We start from the raw sequence: 20,171 nt of genomic DNA, 5'->3' as shown, positions 1-20,171 counted from the left end.
TCGGTCAGACCGGCGCAGCGGCTTCGGTGGAGCTGTCCTGGCTGAACGTATTCAGCCATTGGCCGTCGCGTTCCTCCCAGATCGACGAGACATACATCGCCTCCGCCGCATGCGCCCCCTTGCGCAGGTAATCGGCGCGGTAGGCCAGCAGGACGCGGCCTGGACCAAGCTCGATCAGCCGGGCTTCGGAGAGCAGGAAACGTATCACCGTGGGACCGCCCGCCAGTTGATCGGCATGGTCCGCGCGTTTGGCGAAGCCGGTGGAATAGACGCCCAGAAAGTCCGGCGCCAGCAGGGCGCGATCGGCGGTGGCATCGCCCGCCACCAGCGCCTCCCAGACCCGGGTTTCCAGCGCGGTGAAGAAAGTCAGATCAGCCATGGGACAAGCTTGCACCGGGCGGGCACATGCGTAAAGTGCCTTCGACCCAAGACGTTACGGAACGACAAGATGAGCAAATCCCTGAAGCGCGTGCGCGCGGCCCTGGAAGCGGCGGGCGAGCCGGTGGAGATCCTGGAGATGGCCGAGGGAACGCGCACGGCCGCAGATGCGGCGCAGGCGGCGGGGTGCGAGATCGACCAGATCGTCAAGTCGATCATCTTCAGGGGCGAGGCGGACGGGCGCGTGGTGCTGTTCCTGACCGCGGGCGGCAACAGGGTCGATGGCGCGAAGGCCAGCCATGTGGCCGGCGAGGCGCTGGGCAAGGCGGATGGCAAGCTGATCCGGGCGCAGACCGGGTTTGCCATCGGCGGGGTCGCGCCGATCGGCCACACCAGCCCGATCCGCGCCTTCATGGACCCGCGCCTGATGGAGTTCGCCATGGTCTGGGCCGCCGCAGGAACGCCACGCCATGTCTTTGCGCTGAGCCCCGGCGAAATCCACCGCCTGTCCGGCGCTCAGCTCGCCGAGTTCACCAGCTGAGAAAGCACCCGGGCGAAGGCGTCACGGTCCTCTGGCGGCAGCGGGGCCAGAACCTCGTCATTGACCGCTTGGACCGCGTCGAACAGACGCGGCGCCAGCGCCCTGCCCCGGTCGGTCAGGAATATGCGCCGCGATCTGCGTGACGCCGCATCGGCGCGCCGTTCGACCAGCCCGAGTTCCTCCAGCCCGTCCAGCGCACGAGTCACCGCATAGTTGGCAATACGCACGCGCTGACCCAGCTCCGTCTGGGTCTGGTTTTCGGCCTCGGCAATCGCCATCATCAGGATGAATTGCTCCAGCTTCAGGCCGAGCGGGTCGAACTGACGCCGGGCGACCTCGTAATATCGGGACGAAAGCTGCTGGATCATCCAGCCGCAGCTGGTGGTGCGGGTCAGGAAGGCCTGTTCGGCCAGGGAAGGCGTGTTGCTCATGACGCAGCTTTATCACGCGATATTTGCGCTTGCAACTATTGCTGGTGCAATTTACTACAGTTGCAGATGCAAGTATTACGGCCGCAGCAAGGAGCCCCGCCATGACCCGCTATCATCCCCTTCTTGTTACCCTGCACTGGCTGATGGCCGTGCTGATCATTGTCGCCCTGCTGGCTGGCAATTTCATTCTGGCCCCGGTCGAAAACAGCGACCCGGCCAAGATGTTCAGCTTTCGCGCCCATATGTCGATCGGCCTGACCCTGGGGCTTTTGGTCGTGCTGCGCCTGATCACCCGGCTGACCACCGCCAAACCGCCCCATGCGGATACCGGCTCGCCAGGTCTGAACCTCGCCGGACAGGCCGCGCATTGGGGGCTTTATCTTCTGATCTTCGTCATGGTGGGCAGCGGTGTGACCCTGTCGCAGATGTCGGGGCTGGGTGAGATCGTGTTCTTCGGCGCCGACACCCCCATGCCCGCGGATTTCGACACCTATGCCTCGCGCCGGGTGCATGGCGCCGCCTCGACCCTGCTCGGGCTTCTGATCCTGGCCCATGTGGCCGGCTGGGCCTATCACCAGATCGCCCTGCGCGACGGGTTGATCCGGCGCATGTGGTTCGGAAACCGCGGAGCCTGACCACCGAAGATCAAAAAAAACGCCCCGATCCATCTGGGCGTTTTTCTATTAGGTACAGACTCTTACGCAAGTAATGTAAAAAACATTCACATCACCTCTTGTACCACGGCCACCAATCCCCATCTGCTGTAATGTGAAGCGCATTCACATTGAAACAGACACACCAGACCGGAGAATACCATGAGCACCGTTGCCTATACCGAAACCTCCCCCCGTTCCGGCGGTTGGTTCTCGCGGGCCGAGGCATGGCTGGACGACCGTGGCAAGGGCGCCTGGATCGCCGCCATGGTTCTCGGCTTCATCCTCTTCTGGCCGATCGGCCTTGCCCTTCTTGCCTACATGATCTGGAGCAATCGCATGTTCTCGAAATCCTGCCGTTCCCACCGCCATGGCCACGAGGCCGCCCGCATGGGCCGCCGCCACGGGTTCCGCAGCTCGGGCAATACCGCCTTCGACGCCTACAAGGCCGAGACGCTGAAACGCCTGATGGACGAGCAGGAGCAGTTCGAAGCCTTCCTCGAACGGCTACGCGCCGCCAAGGACAAGTCGGAGTTCGACGAGTTCATGGACGAACGCGCCACGGCTGCCCGTGCGACCGATGACGAGGAGGATGAAGGAGACGACGCGGACGAGGTCGAGCTGAAGGCCTGATCCCGCCCCCTGCCCTCCTTGACGGCCCCCTCGTCCCGGGGGCCGTTTTCCCTTGTTGCCATTTCCCGGACCGAACCACACAATGAACACCATGCACAGCAACCATGACCCTGACCGCGACGCCCGCGGGGCGACCCACAGGGAAGCTCTCTGGGGCCTGCCGGATCCACAGTACCAGGCGGAGTTCTACGAGGACGTGCCCCTGAAACGGGCGCTGGCCTGGTTGATCGATACCGTCATCGTCTTTGCCCTGACCTTCCTGGCGGTGGTGTTCACCGTCGGCATCGGCCTGTTCTTTGTGGCCTTCCTGTTCATGGTAATCGGCTTTGCCTATCGGGTGATCACGATCACCAACTCCGGCGCGACCATCGGCATGCGCCTTGTGGCGATCGAGCTGCGCACCCATCGCGGCACCCGCCCGGGGCTGGCCACGGCCACGCTGCACACGCTGGGCTATTCCATCGCCTTCTCGATGGTCTTGCTGCAGCTCGTGTCAATCATCCTGATGCTGACCACCCCGCGCGGTCAGGGCCTGCATGACATGGTGCTGGGCACCGCGATGGTGAACCGCGCCTCAGCCTGAACGGGGGCCAGAACGGGGTGCTTTTTTCCCGGACTGATCGCAGGACGGTGGCGCGACGGAGGGGGTTGCCGTCCGTCGCCCCAACGCGGTCCGGTTCCCCGGCCCGTTTACCCTTTCGCCAACAGGCCCTTGGCGGATGGTTTATCGCTTGTTAACCTGAGGGGGATCAGGATGACCCCGGACCCTTCATGCGCCACAGCCTTCCTCTTGCCCCGCAGTTCTACGTGACGGCACCGCAACCCTGCCCCTACCTTGAGGGGCGGATGGAGCGCAAGCTGTTCACCGCCCTGCAGGGGGACCATGCGCACACGCTGAACGACACGCTGTCCAAACAGGGGTTCCGCCGCTCGCAGAATGTGCTTTACCGGCCCAGTTGCGCCGAGTGTTCGGCCTGCCTGTCGGCGCGCATCCGGGTCGCGGATTTCAGAACGACCAAAAGCCAGCGCCGCGCGCTGAAGCGCAACGAGGAACTGGTCCGGCGCACCCGCGCGCCCTGGGCCACGGAGGAACAGTTCGACCTGTTCCGCACCTACCTGGACACGCGCCATTCCGATGGCGGCATGGCGGACATGGATGTGTTCGAGTTCTCGGCAATGATCGAGGAAACGCCGATCCGCACCCGCGTGATCGAATATTCCGAGCCCCCGCAAGCGGGGCACGGGCGCGCAGAGCTGGCCGCGGTCTGCCTGACCGATGTGCTCGAGGACGGGCTCAGCATGGTCTACAGTTTCTATGCGCCGGAACGCCAGGCGGACTCGCTGGGCACCTATGTGATCCTCGATCACATCCGGCTCGCGCAGGAGGCCGGCCTGCCCTATGTCTACCTGGGCTACTGGGTGCCGGGCTCGCCCAAGATGGATTACAAATCCCGCTTCTCGGCGCTGGAAATCTATCGCGGCGGGGTCTGGCAACCGCTGAACAGGAACGAGGATTTCAGCCCGGAAACCCATCCGCTGTCCACCGATCCGATCGCCGAACAGGTGGCGCGGATCACCCTGCCCGATACGGCGAGCTGAGCCGTCCCCGCCGGGATCCGACGACCGCCATTCCCCGCAGAGCAGCGACCCGATGGGTCGCCTTCGCGCCGTGGCATGGGCCCTGCCGGACGGTCTTGTTGTCCGCGACGGAAAACGAACCGGATTTTCCAAAAATTCCGAACAACCCCGGCTCTTGCGCAACAAGATTACAAAAATCGACCCCCTGCGACATTTTCTTCACGAAAAACATATGCTGCAGTTGCATTTTGACGTTGACGGCCCCTGCCCCCGCTCATAATGTCCCGCCCACGAAGTAAAGGAGCCCCAGGGATGCAGAGCATTCTCGTAGTAGTGGACGATTGGCGCATGGGTCGGTAACGACATCCTGTTGGATACCCCCTGCGCCCCCGAAACTCGGGGGCTTTTTTTTGGACGAACGATGCACGTGGAACGGAGACAGAAGATGACACGTCAGATGACCGGAGCGAAAATGGTGGTTCAGGCCCTGAAGGATCAGGGTGTGGACACGGTATTCGGCTATCCGGGGGGCGCGGTCCTACCGATCTATGACGAGATTTTCCAGCAGAACGACATCCGCCACGTGCTGGTGCGCCACGAACAGGGCGCGGTGCATGCCGCCGAAGGCTATGCACGGTCGACCGGCAAGCCGGGCGTCGTGCTGGTGACGTCGGGCCCCGGGGCGACCAATGCAGTCACCGGGCTGACCGATGCGCTGCTGGACTCGATCCCGCTGGTGGTGCTGTCAGGCCAGGTGCCCACCTTCATGATCGGCACCGACGGGTTCCAGGAGGCCGACACGGTCGGCATCACCCGCCCCTGCACCAAGCACAACTGGCTGGTGAAAGATACCGACGCGCTGGCCGCGACCATTCACGAGGCGTTCCATATCGCCACCACGGGCCGTCCCGGTCCGACCCTGGTCGACATTCCCAAGGACGTGCAGTTCGCGGGTGGCACCTACACGCCGCCGGGCAAGATCGACACCTCGCATTACCAGCCGAAGATGAAGGGCGATGTTGCGGCGATCACCGAACTGGTCGAGATGATCGAAACCGCCGAACGCCCGGTCTTCTACACCGGCGGCGGCGTGATCAACTCGGGTCAGGCGGCCAGCCAGCTTTTGCGCGAACTGGTCGGCGCCACCGGCTTCCCGATCACCTCGACCCTGATGGGTCTGGGCGCCTACCCGGCCTCCGGCAAGGAATGGGTCGGCATGCTGGGCATGCACGGGCTTTACGAGGCCAACAAGGCAATGCATGGCTGCGACCTGATGATCTGTATCGGCGCCCGTTTCGACGACCGGATCACCGGGCGCATCGATGCGTTCAGCCCGGGGTCGAAAAAGGTGCAAATCGACATCGATGTGAGCTCGATCAACAAGATCGTCCATGTCGACCTGCCGATCGTCGGCGACGTGGGCCATATTCTGGAAGACCTGCTGCGCATCTGGAAATCGCGTGGCCGCAAGACCAATACCGAGGCCCTGGCCAAATGGTGGGAGCAGATCGACGGTTGGCGCGCCAAGGAATGCCTCTACTATCGCAACACCGATGACGTGATCCAGCCGCAATACGCGCTGGAACGGCTGGAGGCGCTGACCAAGGACAAGGACCGCTATGTCGCGACCGAAGTGGGCCAGCACCAGATGTGGGCGGCGCAGTTCCTGGGCTTCGAGGATCCGAACCGCTGGATGACTTCGGGCGGTCTGGGCACGATGGGTTACGGCCTGCCGGCCTCGGTCGGGATCCAGATGGCTCACCCCGACGCCTGCGTCATCAACGTGGCGGGGGATGCCTCGTGGCTGATGAACATGCAGGAAATGGGCACGGCGGTGCAGTACCGCCTGCCGGTCAAGCAGTTCATCCTGAACAACGAACGCCTGGGCATGGTGCGCCAGTGGCAGGAGCTCTTGCACGGCGAGCGATACTCGCATTCGTGGAGCGAAAGCCTGCCGGACTTCGTGAAACTGGCCGAGGCCTTCGGCTGCAAGGGCCGCGTGGTCTCGGACCCGGCCGAGCTGGACGATGCGATCCAGGAAATGCTGGACTATGACGGGCCGTTCATCCTGGACGTTCTGGTGGAGAAACACGCCAACTGCTTCCCGATGATCCCCTCGGGCAAGGCGCATGACGACATGATCATGGGCCCGGATGTGGACACCCGCGGCGTCATTGACGCCGAAGGTTCGAAACTTGTGTAAGGAGGGCTGAGAGATGTCTGCACTACGACTGAAGAAAGGCGCCTCGCGCAAATCCGCCTATGACCTGCGGGATCCGAACACGGATGTGATCGAAAGCCACACGCTGGCGGTTGTCGTCGACAACGAGGCGGGGGTTCTGGCCCGCGTGATCGGGCTGTTTTCCGGCCGGGGTTACAATATCGACAGCCTCACCGTGGCCGAGATCGACCACACCGGGCACCGGAGCCGCATCACCATCGTGACCACCGGCACGCCTGCGGTGATCGAACAGATCAAGGCGCAGCTGGGCCGGATCGTGCCGGTGCACGAAGTGCATGACCTGACGGTCGAGGGCACCTCGGTCGAACGTGAACTGGCGCTGTTCAAGGTGGCGGGAGAGGGCGAGAAGCGCGTCGAGGCGCTGCGTCTGGCCGATATCTTCCGGGCCAATGTGGTGGATTCGACGCTGAACAGCTTCATCTTCGAGATCACCGGCACGCCGGAAAAAATCGACGCCTTTGCCGAGCTGATGCGGCCCCTGGGTCTGGTCTCGCTGGCCCGGACCGGCGTGGCGGCCCTGTCGCGCGGGGACGTGCAACTGCCCTGAACCGGTATCCGGCTGAAATCCGACCGCCCCCCTGCTTCGGTACGGGGGGCGGTTTCATTTCAGGCCACGACGCGCAACCCCTTGCCGCCTGCATTCTCGTGATAGGCTGCCAGAACCGATTGCGGATCTGCCGCCGTGCTTCCGGTCTCGACCCGTTCGATCGAGGTCACGTAGCGCACCCTGTCGCGTACTTCATGCAGGAAGGAAATCTGGTCGCCGCAGCCCAGCGGGCGGGCCTTGTTCGGGACCGCGATCTCGGGTCCGATATAGGCCAGAGGGCCCTGATCTTCGCACCACACCAGACCAACCTGCTTGTCGGTGTTGTACCACAGAACGATTCCGATCACGTCACTGCTCCTTTGTTCTGGCTTGGAGTGTAGTCGAGTGCACCAATACAACCAAAGGCAAAATGACCTGCCCGGTGCTGCTTGTTGACCTATCCGAACGGAGAGTTGACGCCAATCAGCGTCAGTTCGGTCAGGTTCGCCTAAAAATCTGGCTAAGTCATTGCGACTGGTACTGAATTGCAGGCATCCGCCGGCGGATTGATTCGTGGGGAAAAAGAAAAGGGGCACCCGAGGGCGCCCCAGTTTCGCTGACAAGGCTCGTCATTTGGTACCGCCCGTGTTTTTGCCTGCGGCCCTGTCCGCGTCGGGGGCGAGCGCACCCGCCCCGTGTGAGAGTGAGAGGGCCAGGAACCGCCCCACTCTGTCTGATTGGCTGCGCAAGTCGGCCCCAAAACCGGTGCCCACTATTGGGCTTGCGCGCGCCGTCCCTCCCCAATCGGGGAGGGAATTCCTCAGCTGCAGCCCGTGGTCGAGCCGCAGGTGTTGCACTTCATGCAGGTGCCGTTGCGCACCAGCGTGTAGTTGCCGCATTCGCCGCAGGGATCACCCTCATACCCCTGCATCTTGGCCTTGGTGCGGGCGTCGATCGACGTCGCCCCCGCCGCAATCGCGGTCTCGCTCACGACCGTGGTGGTGGTCGCGGTTTCCGGCACCAGCGTATTCAGCGCGCCGACCGGGTCGGAGGCGTCCAGCGAGGTCGCCCCGGCGGCCCCGCCCTGCAGCACCATCAGCTCCTGCGGCACACGTTTGCGCAGGTAGCCGGTCGAGCTGATCTGCTTGAGCACTTCGATCGACTTGGCGGTGGTGCTTTCCGACGGCTCCTGCACGTTCGACACACCCTCTTGCTGGCCGCCGCCCAGATCGTCGAAAGCCGCGCCTTCGGGTTTCACATGGGCAAGGTCGGTCCGGTCCAGGTAGGACACGGCCAGTTCGCGGAAGATGTAATCCAGGATCGAGGTGGCGTTCTTGATCGAGTCATTGCCCTGCACCATGCCCGCCGGTTCGAACTTGGTAAAGGTGAAGGCATCCACGAATTCCTCCAGCGGCACACCGTATTGCAGCCCCACGGATACGGCGATGGCGAAGTTGTTCATCATCGCGCGGAAACCGGCACCTTCCTTGTGCATGTCGATGAAGATCTCGCCCAGCTGGCCGTCTTCGTATTCGCCGGTGCGCAGGTAGACCTTGTGCCCGCCGACGATGGCCTTCTGGGTGTAGCCCTTGCGGCGCTCGGGCAGTTTCTCGCGGCCGCGGGCGACCTCCTTGATGACCACCTTCTCGATGATCTTCTCGGCCAGAACGGCGGCTTTTTCCTGCGGGGTGCCGGTCGCCAGCACCTCTTCGGCCTCCTCGTCATCCTCGACCAGGGCGGCGGCCAGCGGTTGGCTCAGTTTCGAGCCGTCACGGTAGAGCGCGTTGGCCTTAATGCCCTTCTGCCAGCTGCGTTCATAAGCAGCCTGGCAATCCTCGATCGTGGCGTCGTTCGGCATGTTGATGGTCTTGGAAATCGCGCCGGAGATGAAGCTCTGCGCGGCGGCCATCATGTCGATGTGGCTGTTCACCGAAAGGAAGCGCTTGCCCTTCTTGCCGCAGGCATTGGCGCAGTCGAAAACGTTGTAATGCGCTTCCTTCAGGTGCGGAGCCCCTTCCAGGGTCATGGTGCCCAGCACGTGGTCGTTCGCCGCCTCGATGTCCTGGCGGGTAAAGCCCAGGTGACGCAGCAGGCTGAATTCCGGATCGTTCAGCTTTGCGGCGGGGATGCCCAGCACATTGGTGCAGAATTCCTCGCCCAGGGTCCACTGGTTGAAGACGAAGCGGATGTCGAAGGCGGACGGCAGGGCGGCCTCGATCTTGGCGATCTCGTTCTGGCCGAAACCGTGGCCGATCAGCGTGGTGTGGTTGATCGCGGGGGCGTTGCCCATGGTGCCGTGACCGACCGCATAGGCGACGATCTCCTCGATCTGGGCGCTGTCATAGCCCAGTTTCTCAAGCGCCGCGGGCACCGAGCGGTTGATGATCTTGAAGTAACCGCCGCCGGCCAGTTTCTTGAACTTCACCAGCGCGAAGTCGGGCTCGATCCCGGTGGTGTCGCAATCCATCACAAGGCCGATGGTGCCGGTCGGCGCAATCACCGAGACCTGCGCGTTGCGGTAGCCGCTTGCCTGGCCCAGCTCCAGCGCCTCGTCCCAGGCGGTCATGGCCAGGTCGATCAGGCGCGGGTCGGGGCAGTTGGCGTGATCCAGCGCGACCGGGTTGATCGACAGATCCTCATAGCCTTCCGTCGCACCGTAAGCGGCGGTGCGGTGGTTGCGGATCACCCGCAGCATGTGGTCCGCGTTCTTCTCATAGCCCGGGAAGGTGCCCAGCTCGGCGGCCATCTCGGCCGAGGTCGCATAGGCCACACCGGACATGATCGCGGTCAGCGCGCCGCCCAGGGCGCGGCCTTCATCCGAGTCGTAGCCATAGCCCATGTTCATCAAGAGGCCGCCGATATTGGCATAGCCCAGACCAAGGGTGCGGAAATCGTAGGACCGCTGCGCAATCTCCTTCGAGGGGAACTGCGCCATTGTCACCGAGATTTCCAGCGTGATGGTCCAGAGCCGCGTGGCATGCATGTAGTCCTCGGCCTGGAACTGCCCGTCCTTCAGGAAGGTCAGCAGGTTCATCGAGGCCAGGTTGCAGGCGGTATCATCGAGGAACATGTATTCCGAACACGGGTTCGAGCCGCGGATCTCGCCATCTTCCGGGCAGGTGTGCCAGGCGTTGACCGTGTCGTGATACTGGATGCCCGGATCGGCGCAGGCCCAGGCGGCGTGGCCGATCTGCTCCCACAGGTCGCGGGCCTTGATCGTCTTGGCGACCGTGCCGTCGGTGCGCCGGATCAGCTCCCAATCGGCATCCGAGTCGACCGCCTCGAGGAAGGCGTCGGTCACGCGCACCGAGTTGTTGGAGTTCTGGCCCGACACGGAGGCATAGGCCTCGCTGTCCCAGTCGGTGTCATAGGTCGGGAACTCGATCGAGGCATAGCCTTGCTTGGCATAGTCCAGCACGCGTTTGATATAGGCTTCGGGGATCGAAACCTTCTTGGCGGCACGCACGGCGTCCTTCAGGGTCTCGTTTTCCTTCGGATCGGTCGCGGCCTCCTCGACACCTTCCCAGGCGCGGATGGCGGCAAAGATCGCGTTCAGGTGGGTTTCGTGCATCTTGGAGCCCGCCACCAGCGAGGCCACTTTCTGCTCTTCCTTCACCTTCCAGTTGATGTATTCCTCGATATCCGGGTGATCGGCGTCGACGATGACCATCTTCGCCGCGCGACGCGTAGTGCCGCCCGACTTGATCGCCCCGGCCGCCCGGTCGCCGATCTTGAGAAAGCCCATCAGGCCCGACGACTTGCCGCCGCCCGACAGGTTTTCATTTGCCGCGCGCAGCGACGAGAAATTGGTACCGGTGCCGGAGCCGTATTTGAACAGGCGTGCCTCGCGCACCCACAGATCCATGATCCCGCCGTCACCCACAAGGTCGTCACCGACCGACTGGATGAAACAGGCATGGGGCTGCGGGTGCTCGTAAGCGCTGCTCGACCGTGTCAGCTTGCCGGTCTTGAAATCCCCGTAGTAGTGGCCCGGCGAGGGGCCGTCGATGCCATAGGCCCAGTGAAGCCCGGTGTTGAACCACTGCGGCGAGTTCGGCGCGGCGCGCTGCGCGGCCAGCATGTGGCGCATTTCGTCGAAATAGGCGCGGGCGTCTTCCTCGGTGGTGAAATAGCCACCTTTCCAGCCCCAGTAGGTCCAGGCGCCGGCCAGACGGTCGAACACCTGCTTGGCCGAGGTTTCGCCGCCGAAACGGTCCTGTTCCGGCAGTTCGGCCAGGGCTTTTTCATCCGGGACCGAGCGCCACAGGAACTGCGGCACGCCCTTTTCGCGCACCCGTTTCAGGGCGGCGGGCACACCGGCCTTGCGGAAGTATTTCTGCGCGATCACGTCCGAGGCCACCTGGCTCCAGCCACCGGGCACTTCGCAGTCGTCCAGCTTGAACACCACGGTGCCGTCCGGATTGCGGATTTCGGACTGGGTCGTGATGAAATCCAGATCGGCGTATGCGTCTTGGCCTTCGGTGGTGAACTTTCGTGCGATCTTCATGGGTGCCCCGTCCGGTTTTTTTGCGCTGTGGCGGCACCGCGTTCCTGGCTTGGCACCGCCGTCTTGAAATTCGTGCCGATCGGAGGACGAAAAGCAGAACGGTATCGGCCGGAGCCCTGCCTTTTCGGCCTGTCCCCGTCACCTGGCCCCAGGGGCCGCGGCTTTGATGCGTTTTCCTATCACCTCCGGCCCGGCCACTATATATTGTGGCGCTTCCGACCGGCTCCCACAAACTGGCGTATGGACCCATACAGCGTCAACGGAAATTTCAGGTTTTTCCCCAGCTCTTTTGTGTTGACCCGACGGGCGTCTTCTGGTGGCGGGATGTTAACCAATTGATTCATCCACAGGGTGATTTCCGGAATTTTCGAATGTCTCGGCGGGCTTAGCGCGAGAGGCTGCAAAACGGGTTGAAGGGGGCTGTGGAGAACATGCTGCGCATGCAGTATTGTTCTTCTTATGCGTGTAGTAGGAATAGCTACTCTCTTGCTGCGCGCGCACCATACGGAAACGACTCGAATGCCCGATTCTCTTGCGATGTGGAGAGTGGTCGGGGCGGCGAGATTCGAACTCACGACCTTCTGTACCCAAAACAGACGCGCTACCAGGCTGCGCTACGCCCCGAACCGGGTCTGAATAGCCGCAGGCGCCAGTGATGGAAAGAGTTAATTGGCCGGGGCACAGGGCCAGGCGGCAATTTCCGGATCAAAGCCCGGATGGCGCAGCTCGCTGCCTTCTTCGATCCCCAGGATGCGCGCCATGCCACCCTTGATCTCAAGCACCGCGATCACGCCATCCCCCCCGCTGATCGGGGTCAGGTCCTGGGGAATGGCGTTTTCATGCACATACTGCACCACGCCTTCCGGCGTGATGAAGATCATGTCGAGCGGGATGAGGGTGTTCTTCATCCAGAAGGCGTGACGGTCGGGCCGGGGGTAGAGAAACAGCATGCCCTGGGAAGCACCCAGGCTCTCGCGAAACATCAGCCCGCGCGCACGTTCCTGCACCGTTTGGGCCAATTCGACGGAGAACTGCGCCTGGCCCCAATCGCCGCGAATATCGAGCCGTTCCGGGGCGCAGCTGTCACTGTCGGCCAAGGCGCCCTGCCCTATCAACGCGCCGCACAGCGCCAGTACTGCCCCAATCCGTCTCATGCCTCGTCCTTTCACTCGTCCTTGCCCTGAACAACCGAATCCCAAGCCGTGACCACGGCGGCCATGCGTCCGCGTTTGCCGTCGATCACGCGCAGGCAAATCGCCTCGCCGGGCTGAAGATCGGCCAGACCCGAACGGCGCAGCACCTCGACATGGATGAACACGTCGTCGGGGCGGCCGAACACATTGGCAAAGCCGAACCCCTTGCCCTTGTCGAACCATTTCACGCGGGCGGGCTCCACCGGGCCGGCCTCGCTCAGGTCCGGGGCGGCGCCATTCTCGCCCGGTTCGACCTCACCCTCTGCGGGCGGGTCGATCGACAGAACCTCGGTGGCCTGCATGCCACGCGTGGTTTCCTGCACGATGATTTCGATCCCGGCCCCGTCCGCGACCGAGCCCTGACCGAAATTCCTGAGCACGTTCGCGTGCAACAGAATATCCGGGCCACCACTGTCGGCCACTACGAACCCGAACCCCTTGGCCGGGTCAAACCATTTGACCTGACCGCGCAGAACGGTCCCCGTCTGCGCGTTGTTTTCTTCTGTCATTCAAACACCCGTGTGTTCGCATCCCCACCTAAGTTGTGTGCCAGAACATCAGGAGGTGCAAGGTTTAAAAAACCTATACTTTTGGACGTGTTGGAAAGCGCCCGAAAGAAGCTCACGGGTTCAGGCGGTCCACATGCCACGGCGCAGAGACGGAATCGCGGGTCCAGCGGAACCGGTCGTGCAGCCGGAACGCCCCATCGGCCCAGAACTCGATTTCGAGCGGGTGAATGCGGTAGCCGCCCCAGAACGGAGGCCGGTCGGGATTGGGTCCGTGTTCGGCCGTCACCCTGGCCACCTTGGCCATCAGGGCCGCGCGGGAGGACAGCGGCTGCGACTGGTCGGATGCCCAGGCGCCAAGGCGACTCTTGAGCGAGCGCGAGGCATAATATTCATCCGCCTGTGGCCCCTCTTCGCGGCTCACCAGCCCGCGCACCCGGATCTGGCGGCGCAGGCTTTTCCAATGCATGACGAAGGCGGCCTTGCCCGCCCCGAACCCTTCGCGTTCGATCTCGCCGGCCTTGGTGGAACCGTAGTTGGTATAGAAGACGAAGGCGTCCTCCTCGATTTCCTTCAACAGCACCATGCGCGCGTTGGGCAGCCCGTCCCCGTCCACCGTGGAAAGCGCAATCGCATTGGGGTCGTTGGGTTCGCTGGCCTCGGCCTCGGTCAGCCAGGCGCGGGCGATCACGAAAGGGTCCCGGCCTGCGAATTTACCACCTCGATCTGTCATGGCGCGCTCCTGTTTTTTCGCGATACCATATTCCGCGCGCCCCGGCCCATAAGCCCGGCAAGACTTGCGGGGTCAGGCGCAATCGCCTAAAGGGGCATAACGCAGATAGACGGGACGGGGAACACAGAATGTCGACCGGTTTGATGAATGGAAAGCGCGGCCTGATCATGGGCCTTGCCAATGACAAATCCATTGCCTGGGGCATTGCCCAGGCCCTGCACGGGGCGGGCGCCGAGCTGGCGCTGTCCTACCAGGGCGAGGCGATGAAGAAACGCGTGGGGCCCCTGGCGGCGAAGCTGGACAGCGATTTCATTGTCGATTGCGACGTCAGCGACGAGGCCTCGGTCGACGCGCTGTTCACCGAGATCGAAGCCCGCTGGGGCAAGATTGACTTCATCGTGCATGCCATTGGTTTCTCGGACAAATCCGAACTTCGCGGGCTCTATGCCGAGACCAGCCGCGACAACTTCCTGATGACCATGGACATTTCGGTCTACAGCTTTACCTCGGTGGCCCGCCGCGCCGCCGCGCTGATGCCCGAAGACGGCGGGTCGATGCTGACCCTGACCTATTACGGCGCCGAACAGGTGATGCCGCATTACAATGTGATGGGCGTCGCGAAAGCCGCGCTGGAGGCCTCGGTGCGCTACCTCGCCGAGGACTATGGCAAGCGCAATATCCGTGTGAATTCGATCTCGGCCGGGCCGATCAAGACTCTGGCGGCCTCGGGCATCGGCGATTTCCGCTATATCCTGAAGTGGAACGAGCTGAACTCGCCGCTACGCCGCAATGTGACAATCGACGACGTGGGCAAGTCGGCGCTGTATCTGCTGTCCGATCTGGGCTCGGGCGTGACCGGGGAAACCCACCATGTCGACGCGGGCTATCACGTGGTCGGCATGAAGGCGGTGGATGCGCCGGACATCGACGTCGTGACCGGGAGGAAGTCGTGATGAGCGACCATCAGCTCCCGCATGAGAAAGGGTTTCACGTCAGCTGGGACCAGCTGCACCGCGACAGCCGCGCCCTGGCCTGGCGGCTGGACGGCAAGGGGCCGGATGCCGGCGCCTGGCGCGCCATTGTCGCCATTACCCGTGGCGGCATGGCACCGGCGATGATCATCGCCCGAGAGCTGGACGTGCGTGTGGTCGATACGATCAGCGTGAAGAGCTACGACCACCAGAGCCAGAGCGACGCCGTGGTGCTGAAGGCCCCGGATCCGGCCATCATCGGCGACGGCGCGGGCGTGCTGGTGATCGACGACCTCGTGGACAGCGGAAAAACACTGGAGGTGGTGCGCGCGCTCTACCCCAAGGCTCATTTCGCCACCGTCTATGCCAAGCCCAAGGGCGAACCGATGGTGGACACGTTCATCACCGGGGTCAGCCAGGACACCTGGATCTTCTTTCCCTGGGATATGGCGCTGCAGTACGTCGAACCCTATCGCGGCAAGGATTAACCTCCCGCGGCAACAGGTTGAAAAGAAAAGGCCCCGACCGATTGGCGGGGCCTTTTCTTTGGCGGGGTGAAATCCGCCCCTGCGCTGTTATTCGGCAGCTTCCGGCGTCTCGGGGCCGTCGGCGGTTTTCTCCGCATCCTTGGCCTTGGCCACGGGCTTCGCCCTGGTCTTGGGTTCGGGTTTGGGATCGTCTGTCATCTCGGCCTTCGGCGCGCGGGGCTTGCGCGGGCGGGGCGCACGTTTCTTGGGTTTGCTTTCCGGGGTCTCGACCAGCCCGCTGTCCGCTTCGTCTCCGGCGTCGATGACGTCACCGCCCATCGCGGGCTGCGGCGCGTCGCCCGGATCCATGCTGGTCTGCCGGGCGGGCCGGGGCGGCTCGCCCTCGCCTTCGCCGCCGGCCTGTTCGACCTTCTGGGCGTCGCGTTTCTCGGCCTTATGCGCCTCGCGGGCTTCGCGTTCCTCGCGCTGCTGCTGCTGGCGCTGGCGGTTCTGTTCCTCGGCCGCGGCCCGGCGGGCGTCGACCTCGCGCTGCGCCTCGCCCAGAAGACGTGTGTAGTGTTCCGAGTGCTGCTGGAAGTTCTCTGCCGCCACCCGGTCATTGCCGAGAGCCGCATCGCGCGCCAGTTGCGTGTATTTGTCGATAATCTGTTGCGGCGTACCGCGCACCTTGCCTTCCGGCCCGGAGCTGTCGAACACCCGGTTGATGATATTGCCGGGGTTGTTGTTGCGGTTGCGGTTCTGCTTACCGCGCGATCGTTTCGAAGATCTCATGAGCTTTGATGTCCAGCCTTTGTGGCTTGTCTCTTTCGCGGACCCGGCGCAAGTGGCGCCACAACATCCGACATTTTGGGCTTGCGCGCAGCGGGGGTCCGGGGGACCAGCATCCGATGCCCGTACCCATGAGTTGCCATGCCGTGTCGGGCAAGACAAGGGTTAATTGGGATTTTTCCGGCGTTTCGGCGAATTTCCCGCGATTTTGCCCGGAATTCCCACCCGGTTCAGGGCGCGTTGCCCATGACCACCCGGTCCCGCCCGTCCAGATCCGGCAGCAGGCGCACCTCGGTAAAGCCGGCGGCTTCGAACATGGCGGCGACCGCATCGCCTTGGTCGAAGCCGATTTCGACCATCAGCCGGCCGCCCGGTTCCAGATGCGCCAGCGCGCCGGCGGTGATCAGGCGATAGGCGTCCAGCCCGTCCCCCCCCGGGGTCAGCGCCAGGTGCGGCTCCCAGTCGCGCACCTCGGGTTCCAGCGAGGCCATGGCGGATTCGGCGATATAGGGCGGGTTGGAGACGATCAGGTCGAAGGGCCCTCCCTCGACCGCGTCCCACCAGCTGCCCTCGCGCAGAACGGCGGGACCGTCCAGCCCCAGCGCCGCGCGGTTGGCGCTGGCCACCTCCAGCGCCTTGCCGGACAGGTCGGTGCCCAGCCCCCAGGCGCCGGGCATTTCCTTCAGGAGCGTGAGCAGGATACACCCCGAGCCGGTGCCCAGGTCCAGCACACGTTCGAAGGGTTCGGCCAGCGCTGCTTCGACCAGGATCTCGGTGTCCGGGCGCGGGTCGAGCACGGCGGGAGTGACCTGAAACCGGCGGCCATAAAACTCGCGATATCCGACGATCTGCGACAGCGGCTGGCGTTTGCAGCGTTCCTGCACATGAAGGAAGAAGGCGAATTCCTCCTGGTCCGTGATCACGTCATGCAGATGCAGGGTCAGGCGCGACGGGTCGAGCCCCATGACCATGGCCATCAGACGGCGCGCATCGCGGGACGGGTCGGCCACCCCGGCGCCTGCAAGGTCCGCCACGGCAATACGGATTGCCTCGGCGCCGGTCATGGTCCCGGCTTTGGCGTCGCTCATGGATCAGCCCTCCATTTCGGCCAGCTGCGCGGCCTGGTCGGCGGCGGTCAGCGCGTCGATGGTCTCGTCCAGGTCGCCCTGCATCACCTTGTCGAGCGCATAGAGCGTCAGGTTGATCCGGTGGTCGGTCATGCGGCCCTGCGGGAAGTTGTAGGTGCGGATGCGTTCCGAGCGATCGCCCGAGCCCACCTGGCTGCGCCGGTCGGCGGCGCGTTGATCATGCACGCGCTGGCGTTCGGCATCGAACAGGCGGGCTTTCAGCACCTGCATGGCAATTTCGCGGTTGCGGTGCTGGCTCTTCTCGCTGCTGGTCACGACGATGCCGGTCGGCAGGTGGGTGATGCGCACCGCTGAATCGGTCGTGTTCACGTGCTGCCCCCCTGCCCCCGAAGCGCGCATCGTGTCGATGCGGATGTCGCCGGGGTCGATCTGGATGTCCACGTCCTCGGCTTCGGGCAACACGGCCACGGTGGCGGCCGACGTGTGGATCCGCCCGCCGCTTTCGGTTTCCGGCACACGCTGCACCCGGTGCACGCCGCTTTCATATTTCAGCCGGGCAAAGACCCCCTCGCCCTTGATGTGTACGGTGGCGTCCTTGATGCCGCCCAGTTCGGTTTCGGTCGCATCAATCACGTCGAAGCTCCAGCCCTGCGCCTCGGCATAGCGCTGGTACATGCGCAGAAGATCACCGGCGAAAAGCGCCGCCTCGTCGCCACCGGTGCCGGGGCGGATTTCGATCATCGCCGGGCGGGCGTCGGCGGCATCCCTGGGCAGGAGCGCGAGCCGCATGGCCTGCTCGGCCTCGGGCAGGGCGTCGCGCAGGCCTGGCAGTTCTTCCTCGGCCAGCGCCTTCATTTCCGGGTCCGCGAGCATCGCCTCGGCCTCGGAAATGTCATCGAGAAGCTGGCGATAGGCCGCAATCCCGTCGACCACCGGTTTCAGCTCGGCATATTCGCGGCCCACGGCGGCGATTTCATCGCCGGACAACCCCTCGGCCATGCGGGCTTCAAGGAATTGGAATCTCTGGGTGATCGCGTCGAGTTTGTCCAAGGGCACCATGGGTCCGGTTTGCCTGCGCGGGTGGATTTGGTCAAGGGCGGGTTTGATGCTAGGCTATGGCCATGTTCCGCGCGGCGATGATATTGGCGCTTGTCGCCAGCACAGCCACGGCCGATGTGACCGGCCCGGGCGGCAAGGTGATTGACTGCTACTGCACCGACACCCAGGGCGCGCGGGTCGAACTGGGCGAAACGATCTGCCTGTTCGTGGACGGCCGTGCCTTCATGGCCCGATGCGAAATGTCCCTGAACGTGCCGATCTGGCGTGACACCGGCGAGGGCTGCGTCTCGTCGCTACTCGACCGTTTGAAGCCGCTGGAGCCAGTCGGAGACGCGGGCTGAATTCACCCCCATATCGCCGCGCCCGAAGCGTAGCCGGGCATAGATCACGATCTGGTCATCGCGCTGCTGCACGGTCGTGAAATCCGGAAATCCCCAGAATGCCGTGCGGGTGATGTAGGTCACATGCCCCCCGGTGGGCGAGCCCGCGAAAAGCCGCGTGCGCGGGGTGGCACGGGCAATGCGGTCAAGCGCCTGCACGGTTTCGGCGTCGCCCGGGATCACTTCGATCACCCCGCCCGCCATGCGTTGCGGCGTGGCGGCAACCTCAACGTGGAAGCGCGCCGGATCATTCGGGGACAATCGGACATAGGCCATCAGCACAAGCAGAACGATTGCCAGCCCCAGAAGAATTTTCACCACCATGCCCCTGTCCTTCTCCGATTGTGCGACCAGGCTTCCCATTGGTGGGTTCACATAGGTTTGGAGACAGGGAAACGCGAGTTTTCCTTTGCGTCACCCTTCCGGCCGCCGCTCCGGTGCCGGCCACGCGCCATGGAGCGCGGTTCCCGGGCGCGCCGTCCCCGGTCAGCCGTGACGGCGGGTCCAGCACCACAGGCACAGGATCTCCATCGCCACATGAGCCCCGGCAATCGCGGTGGCGCCGGAGGTGTCATAGGGCGGCGAGACCTCGACGATATCGCCCCCCACCAGGTTGATGCCCGCCAGATCCCGCATCATGATCGAGACCTGGGCCGAGGTCAGCCCGCCCCAGACCGGCGTCCCGGTGCCGGGCGCGTAAGCCGGGTCCAGCGCGTCGATGTCGAAGGTCAGATAGGTCTTGTGGTCGCCAAGGATCGACTTGATCTTCTTCGCGGTTTCAACCGGCCCGCGTTCATGCACCTCGCGCGCGTCGATGATATTCACGCCCAGGGTGTCGTCATTCTGGGTGCGGATGCCGACCTGGACGGATCGCGCCGGGTCCACGATGCCTTCCTTCACCGCCTTGTAGAACATGGTGCCATGGTCCACGCGGGTCAGGTCGTCGTCGGGCCAGGTGTCGGTGTGGGCGTCGAATTGCAACAGGCTCAGCGGCCCGTGTTTCCTGGCATGGGCGCGCAGGATCGGGAAGGTGATGTAGTGATCGCCGCCCAGCACCAGAGAGGCCGCATTCTGATCGAGAATGCCGGTGATATGCGCCTCCAGCGCGGCGGGAAACTCGTCCACATGGGCATAGTCGAAGGCCAGGTCGCCATAATCGGCAATGGCAAATTCCGACAGCGGGTCAAATCCCCATCCATAGGGGGCATCGGGCGATTGCAGCGCCGAGGCTTCGCGGATCGCGCGCGGACCCAGACGGGTGCCGGGGCGGTTCGTGACGGCCTGATCAAAGGGAATGCCGGTCACGGCCAGATCGACGCCGGTCAGATCCTTGGTCAGCGTGCGGCGCAGAAAGGAGGTCACGCCGCCGAAGGTGTTTTCGAACGACAGCCCCCTGAATCCCTCGCGGGTTATTGCCGTGTCGACCTGCTGTTTTGCGTCTTCCAGTGCCATGGGGCCCTCCAGATTCCCTGTTCGGACCCCATGTTGCGAAATTT

At 63.8% G+C, this 20,171-nt stretch carries 22 protein-coding genes and 1 tRNA gene; 10 read left to right on the top strand and 13 right to left on the bottom strand.

Annotated features, from left to right (window positions below):
• Positions 1-4: 4 nt before the first annotated feature.
• A complete protein-coding gene (locus tag Q1V43_RS01220; protein WP_300513103.1) occupies positions 5-379 on the bottom strand; it encodes a nuclear transport factor 2 family protein in 375 nt (124 codons plus the stop codon).
• Positions 380-448: 69 nt separating this feature from the next.
• Here Q1V43_RS01220 and Q1V43_RS01215 point away from each other — a divergent pair, with 69 nt between their 5' ends.
• The gene (locus Q1V43_RS01215; protein WP_300513101.1) at positions 449-919 is read left to right on the top strand and encodes a YbaK/EbsC family protein; all 471 of its coding nucleotides are present in this window, start codon (positions 449-451) and stop codon (positions 917-919) included.
• Here the strand turns inward: Q1V43_RS01215 and Q1V43_RS01210 are convergent.
• Positions 895-1,350: a MarR family transcriptional regulator gene (locus tag Q1V43_RS01210; RefSeq protein ID WP_300513099.1), complete on the bottom strand. Its 456-nt coding sequence runs from the start codon at positions 1,348-1,350 to the stop codon at positions 895-897. The two genes, Q1V43_RS01215 and Q1V43_RS01210, sit on opposite strands and share 25 nt — an antisense overlap.
• Positions 1,351-1,451: 101 nt before the next feature.
• Between Q1V43_RS01210 and Q1V43_RS01205 the strand changes: the two genes are divergently transcribed.
• The 6 genes from Q1V43_RS01205 to ilvN all read left to right on the top strand — a co-directional run bounded on the left by Q1V43_RS01205 (position 1,452) and on the right by ilvN (position 7,003).
• A complete protein-coding gene (locus Q1V43_RS01205) occupies positions 1,452-1,985 on the top strand; it encodes a cytochrome b/b6 domain-containing protein (RefSeq protein WP_300513097.1) in 534 nt (177 codons plus the stop codon).
• Positions 1,986-2,165: 180 nt separating this feature from the next.
• Positions 2,166-2,636, top strand: a complete 471-nt coding sequence (locus Q1V43_RS01200; RefSeq protein ID WP_300513095.1) for a DUF2852 domain-containing protein — start codon at positions 2,166-2,168, stop codon at positions 2,634-2,636.
• Between the two features lie 91 nt (positions 2,637-2,727).
• Positions 2,728-3,219 (top strand): RDD family protein, encoded by a 492-nt coding sequence (locus Q1V43_RS01195; RefSeq protein WP_300513093.1) that lies wholly within the window; start codon positions 2,728-2,730, stop codon positions 3,217-3,219.
• A 188-nt stretch (positions 3,220-3,407) separates the two neighbouring features.
• The gene (locus Q1V43_RS01190; RefSeq protein ID WP_300513091.1) at positions 3,408-4,235 is read left to right on the top strand and encodes an arginyltransferase; all 828 of its coding nucleotides are present in this window, start codon (positions 3,408-3,410) and stop codon (positions 4,233-4,235) included.
• 424 nt (positions 4,236-4,659) lie between these two features.
• On the top strand, positions 4,660-6,417 hold the full coding sequence (locus Q1V43_RS01185) for an acetolactate synthase 3 large subunit (protein ID WP_300513089.1): 1,758 nt from the start codon (positions 4,660-4,662) through the stop codon (positions 6,415-6,417).
• Between the two features lie 13 nt (positions 6,418-6,430).
• A complete protein-coding gene (gene ilvN / locus Q1V43_RS01180; protein ID WP_300513087.1) occupies positions 6,431-7,003 on the top strand; it encodes an acetolactate synthase small subunit in 573 nt (190 codons plus the stop codon).
• Positions 7,004-7,062: 59 nt separating this feature from the next.
• Here the strand turns inward: ilvN and Q1V43_RS01175 are convergent, their stop codons facing one another.
• The 6 genes from Q1V43_RS01175 to pdxH form a co-directional block, all read right to left on the bottom strand.
• Positions 7,063-7,350, bottom strand: a complete 288-nt coding sequence (locus tag Q1V43_RS01175) for a hypothetical protein (RefSeq protein ID WP_300513085.1) — start codon at positions 7,348-7,350, stop codon at positions 7,063-7,065.
• Between the two features lie 452 nt (positions 7,351-7,802).
• Entirely contained in the window at positions 7,803-11,489 is a 3,687-nt protein-coding gene (locus Q1V43_RS01170; protein WP_300513083.1) for a vitamin B12-dependent ribonucleotide reductase, read from the bottom strand.
• A 547-nt stretch (positions 11,490-12,036) separates the two neighbouring features.
• A tRNA-Pro gene (locus Q1V43_RS01165) sits at positions 12,037-12,113 on the bottom strand.
• Positions 12,114-12,154: 41 nt separating this feature from the next.
• The gene (locus Q1V43_RS01160; protein WP_300513081.1) at positions 12,155-12,643 is read right to left on the bottom strand and encodes a DUF192 domain-containing protein; all 489 of its coding nucleotides are present in this window, start codon (positions 12,641-12,643) and stop codon (positions 12,155-12,157) included.
• Between the two features lie 11 nt (positions 12,644-12,654).
• Complete coding sequence (locus tag Q1V43_RS01155; protein ID WP_300513079.1) at positions 12,655-13,191, bottom strand: cold-shock protein; 537 nt, start codon at positions 13,189-13,191, stop codon at positions 12,655-12,657.
• A 112-nt stretch (positions 13,192-13,303) separates the two neighbouring features.
• Positions 13,304-13,921, bottom strand: a complete 618-nt coding sequence (gene pdxH / locus Q1V43_RS01150) for a pyridoxamine 5'-phosphate oxidase (RefSeq protein WP_300513077.1) — start codon at positions 13,919-13,921, stop codon at positions 13,304-13,306.
• Positions 13,922-14,049: 128 nt separating this feature from the next.
• On the opposite strand from pdxH, the gene fabI reads away from it, so the two are divergent.
• Positions 14,050-14,874 (top strand): enoyl-ACP reductase FabI, encoded by an 825-nt coding sequence (gene fabI, locus Q1V43_RS01145; protein ID WP_300513075.1) that lies wholly within the window; start codon positions 14,050-14,052, stop codon positions 14,872-14,874.
• Positions 14,874-15,380 carry a xanthine phosphoribosyltransferase gene (gpt, locus tag Q1V43_RS01140; protein ID WP_300513073.1) on the top strand — a complete coding sequence of 169 codons (507 nt, stop codon included), beginning with the start codon at positions 14,874-14,876 and terminating at the stop codon, positions 15,378-15,380. The genes fabI and gpt overlap by 1 nt, the downstream gene beginning before the upstream one ends.
• Before the next feature lie 87 nt (positions 15,381-15,467).
• On the opposite strand, the gene Q1V43_RS01135 is transcribed toward gpt, so the two are convergent.
• The 3 genes from Q1V43_RS01135 to prfA all read right to left on the bottom strand — a co-directional run bounded on the left by Q1V43_RS01135 (position 15,468) and on the right by prfA (position 18,295).
• A complete protein-coding gene (locus Q1V43_RS01135) occupies positions 15,468-16,151 on the bottom strand; it encodes a DUF4167 domain-containing protein (RefSeq protein WP_300513071.1) in 684 nt (227 codons plus the stop codon).
• 227 nt (positions 16,152-16,378) lie between these two features.
• Positions 16,379-17,212, bottom strand: coding sequence for a peptide chain release factor N(5)-glutamine methyltransferase (gene prmC, locus Q1V43_RS01130; RefSeq protein WP_300513168.1), 834 nt, complete (start codon positions 17,210-17,212; stop codon positions 16,379-16,381).
• Between the two features lie 27 nt (positions 17,213-17,239).
• Positions 17,240-18,295 (bottom strand): peptide chain release factor 1, encoded by a 1,056-nt coding sequence (gene prfA, locus Q1V43_RS01125; RefSeq protein WP_300513068.1) that lies wholly within the window; start codon positions 18,293-18,295, stop codon positions 17,240-17,242.
• Positions 18,296-18,357: 62 nt separating this feature from the next.
• Here prfA and Q1V43_RS01120 point away from each other — a divergent pair, with 62 nt between their 5' ends.
• Complete coding sequence (locus Q1V43_RS01120; protein ID WP_300513166.1) at positions 18,358-18,636, top strand: hypothetical protein; 279 nt, start codon at positions 18,358-18,360, stop codon at positions 18,634-18,636.
• Here the strand turns inward: Q1V43_RS01120 and Q1V43_RS01115 are convergent.
• Complete coding sequence (locus tag Q1V43_RS01115) at positions 18,589-18,999, bottom strand: DUF1499 domain-containing protein (protein ID WP_300513066.1); 411 nt, start codon at positions 18,997-18,999, stop codon at positions 18,589-18,591. The genes Q1V43_RS01120 and Q1V43_RS01115 overlap by 48 nt on opposite strands.
• 162 nt (positions 19,000-19,161) lie before the next feature.
• Positions 19,162-20,127: an agmatinase gene (speB, locus tag Q1V43_RS01110; protein WP_300513064.1), complete on the bottom strand. Its 966-nt coding sequence runs from the start codon at positions 20,125-20,127 to the stop codon at positions 19,162-19,164.
• Positions 20,128-20,171: the final 44 nt, after the last annotated feature.

It is taken from the genome of Aliiroseovarius sp., from assembly GCF_030148435.1.
Lineage (GTDB): Bacteria > Pseudomonadota > Alphaproteobacteria > Rhodobacterales > Rhodobacteraceae > JASBTN01.
Note: the sequence above shows the minus strand (reverse complement) of the source record. Positions and strands in the feature narration are given on the sequence as shown.

Coding starts and splice junctions, on each gene's coding strand:
- Q1V43_RS01135 (WP_300513071.1), bottom strand. CDS start 16,151: ATGAGATCTTCGAAACGATCGCGCGGTAAGCAGAACCGCAACCGCAAC.
- Q1V43_RS01190 (WP_300513091.1), top strand. CDS start 3,408: ATGCGCCACAGCCTTCCTCTTGCCCCGCAGTTCTACGTGACGGCACCG.
- Q1V43_RS01200 (WP_300513095.1), top strand. CDS start 2,166: ATGAGCACCGTTGCCTATACCGAAACCTCCCCCCGTTCCGGCGGTTGG.
- Q1V43_RS01120 (WP_300513166.1), top strand. CDS start 18,358: ATGTTCCGCGCGGCGATGATATTGGCGCTTGTCGCCAGCACAGCCACG.
- Q1V43_RS01155 (WP_300513079.1), bottom strand. CDS start 13,191: ATGACAGAAGAAAACAACGCGCAGACGGGGACCGTTCTGCGCGGTCAG.
- Q1V43_RS01185 (WP_300513089.1), top strand. CDS start 4,660: ATGACACGTCAGATGACCGGAGCGAAAATGGTGGTTCAGGCCCTGAAG.
- speB (WP_300513064.1), bottom strand. CDS start 20,127: ATGGCACTGGAAGACGCAAAACAGCAGGTCGACACGGCAATAACCCGC.
- Q1V43_RS01160 (WP_300513081.1), bottom strand. CDS start 12,643: ATGAGACGGATTGGGGCAGTACTGGCGCTGTGCGGCGCGTTGATAGGG.
- Q1V43_RS01205 (WP_300513097.1), top strand. CDS start 1,452: ATGACCCGCTATCATCCCCTTCTTGTTACCCTGCACTGGCTGATGGCC.
- Q1V43_RS01215 (WP_300513101.1), top strand. CDS start 449: ATGAGCAAATCCCTGAAGCGCGTGCGCGCGGCCCTGGAAGCGGCGGGC.
- fabI (WP_300513075.1), top strand. CDS start 14,050: ATGTCGACCGGTTTGATGAATGGAAAGCGCGGCCTGATCATGGGCCTT.
- Q1V43_RS01210 (WP_300513099.1), bottom strand. CDS start 1,350: ATGAGCAACACGCCTTCCCTGGCCGAACAGGCCTTCCTGACCCGCACC.
- ilvN (WP_300513087.1), top strand. CDS start 6,431: ATGTCTGCACTACGACTGAAGAAAGGCGCCTCGCGCAAATCCGCCTAT.
- prmC (WP_300513168.1), bottom strand. CDS start 17,212: ATGACCGGCGCCGAGGCAATCCGTATTGCCGTGGCGGACCTTGCAGGC.
- prfA (WP_300513068.1), bottom strand. CDS start 18,295: ATGGTGCCCTTGGACAAACTCGACGCGATCACCCAGAGATTCCAATTC.
- Q1V43_RS01220 (WP_300513103.1), bottom strand. CDS start 379: ATGGCTGATCTGACTTTCTTCACCGCGCTGGAAACCCGGGTCTGGGAG.
- gpt (WP_300513073.1), top strand. CDS start 14,874: ATGAGCGACCATCAGCTCCCGCATGAGAAAGGGTTTCACGTCAGCTGG.
- Q1V43_RS01115 (WP_300513066.1), bottom strand. CDS start 18,999: ATGGTGGTGAAAATTCTTCTGGGGCTGGCAATCGTTCTGCTTGTGCTG.
- Q1V43_RS01195 (WP_300513093.1), top strand. CDS start 2,728: ATGCACAGCAACCATGACCCTGACCGCGACGCCCGCGGGGCGACCCAC.
- pdxH (WP_300513077.1), bottom strand. CDS start 13,921: ATGACAGATCGAGGTGGTAAATTCGCAGGCCGGGACCCTTTCGTGATC.
- Q1V43_RS01170 (WP_300513083.1), bottom strand. CDS start 11,489: ATGAAGATCGCACGAAAGTTCACCACCGAAGGCCAAGACGCATACGCC.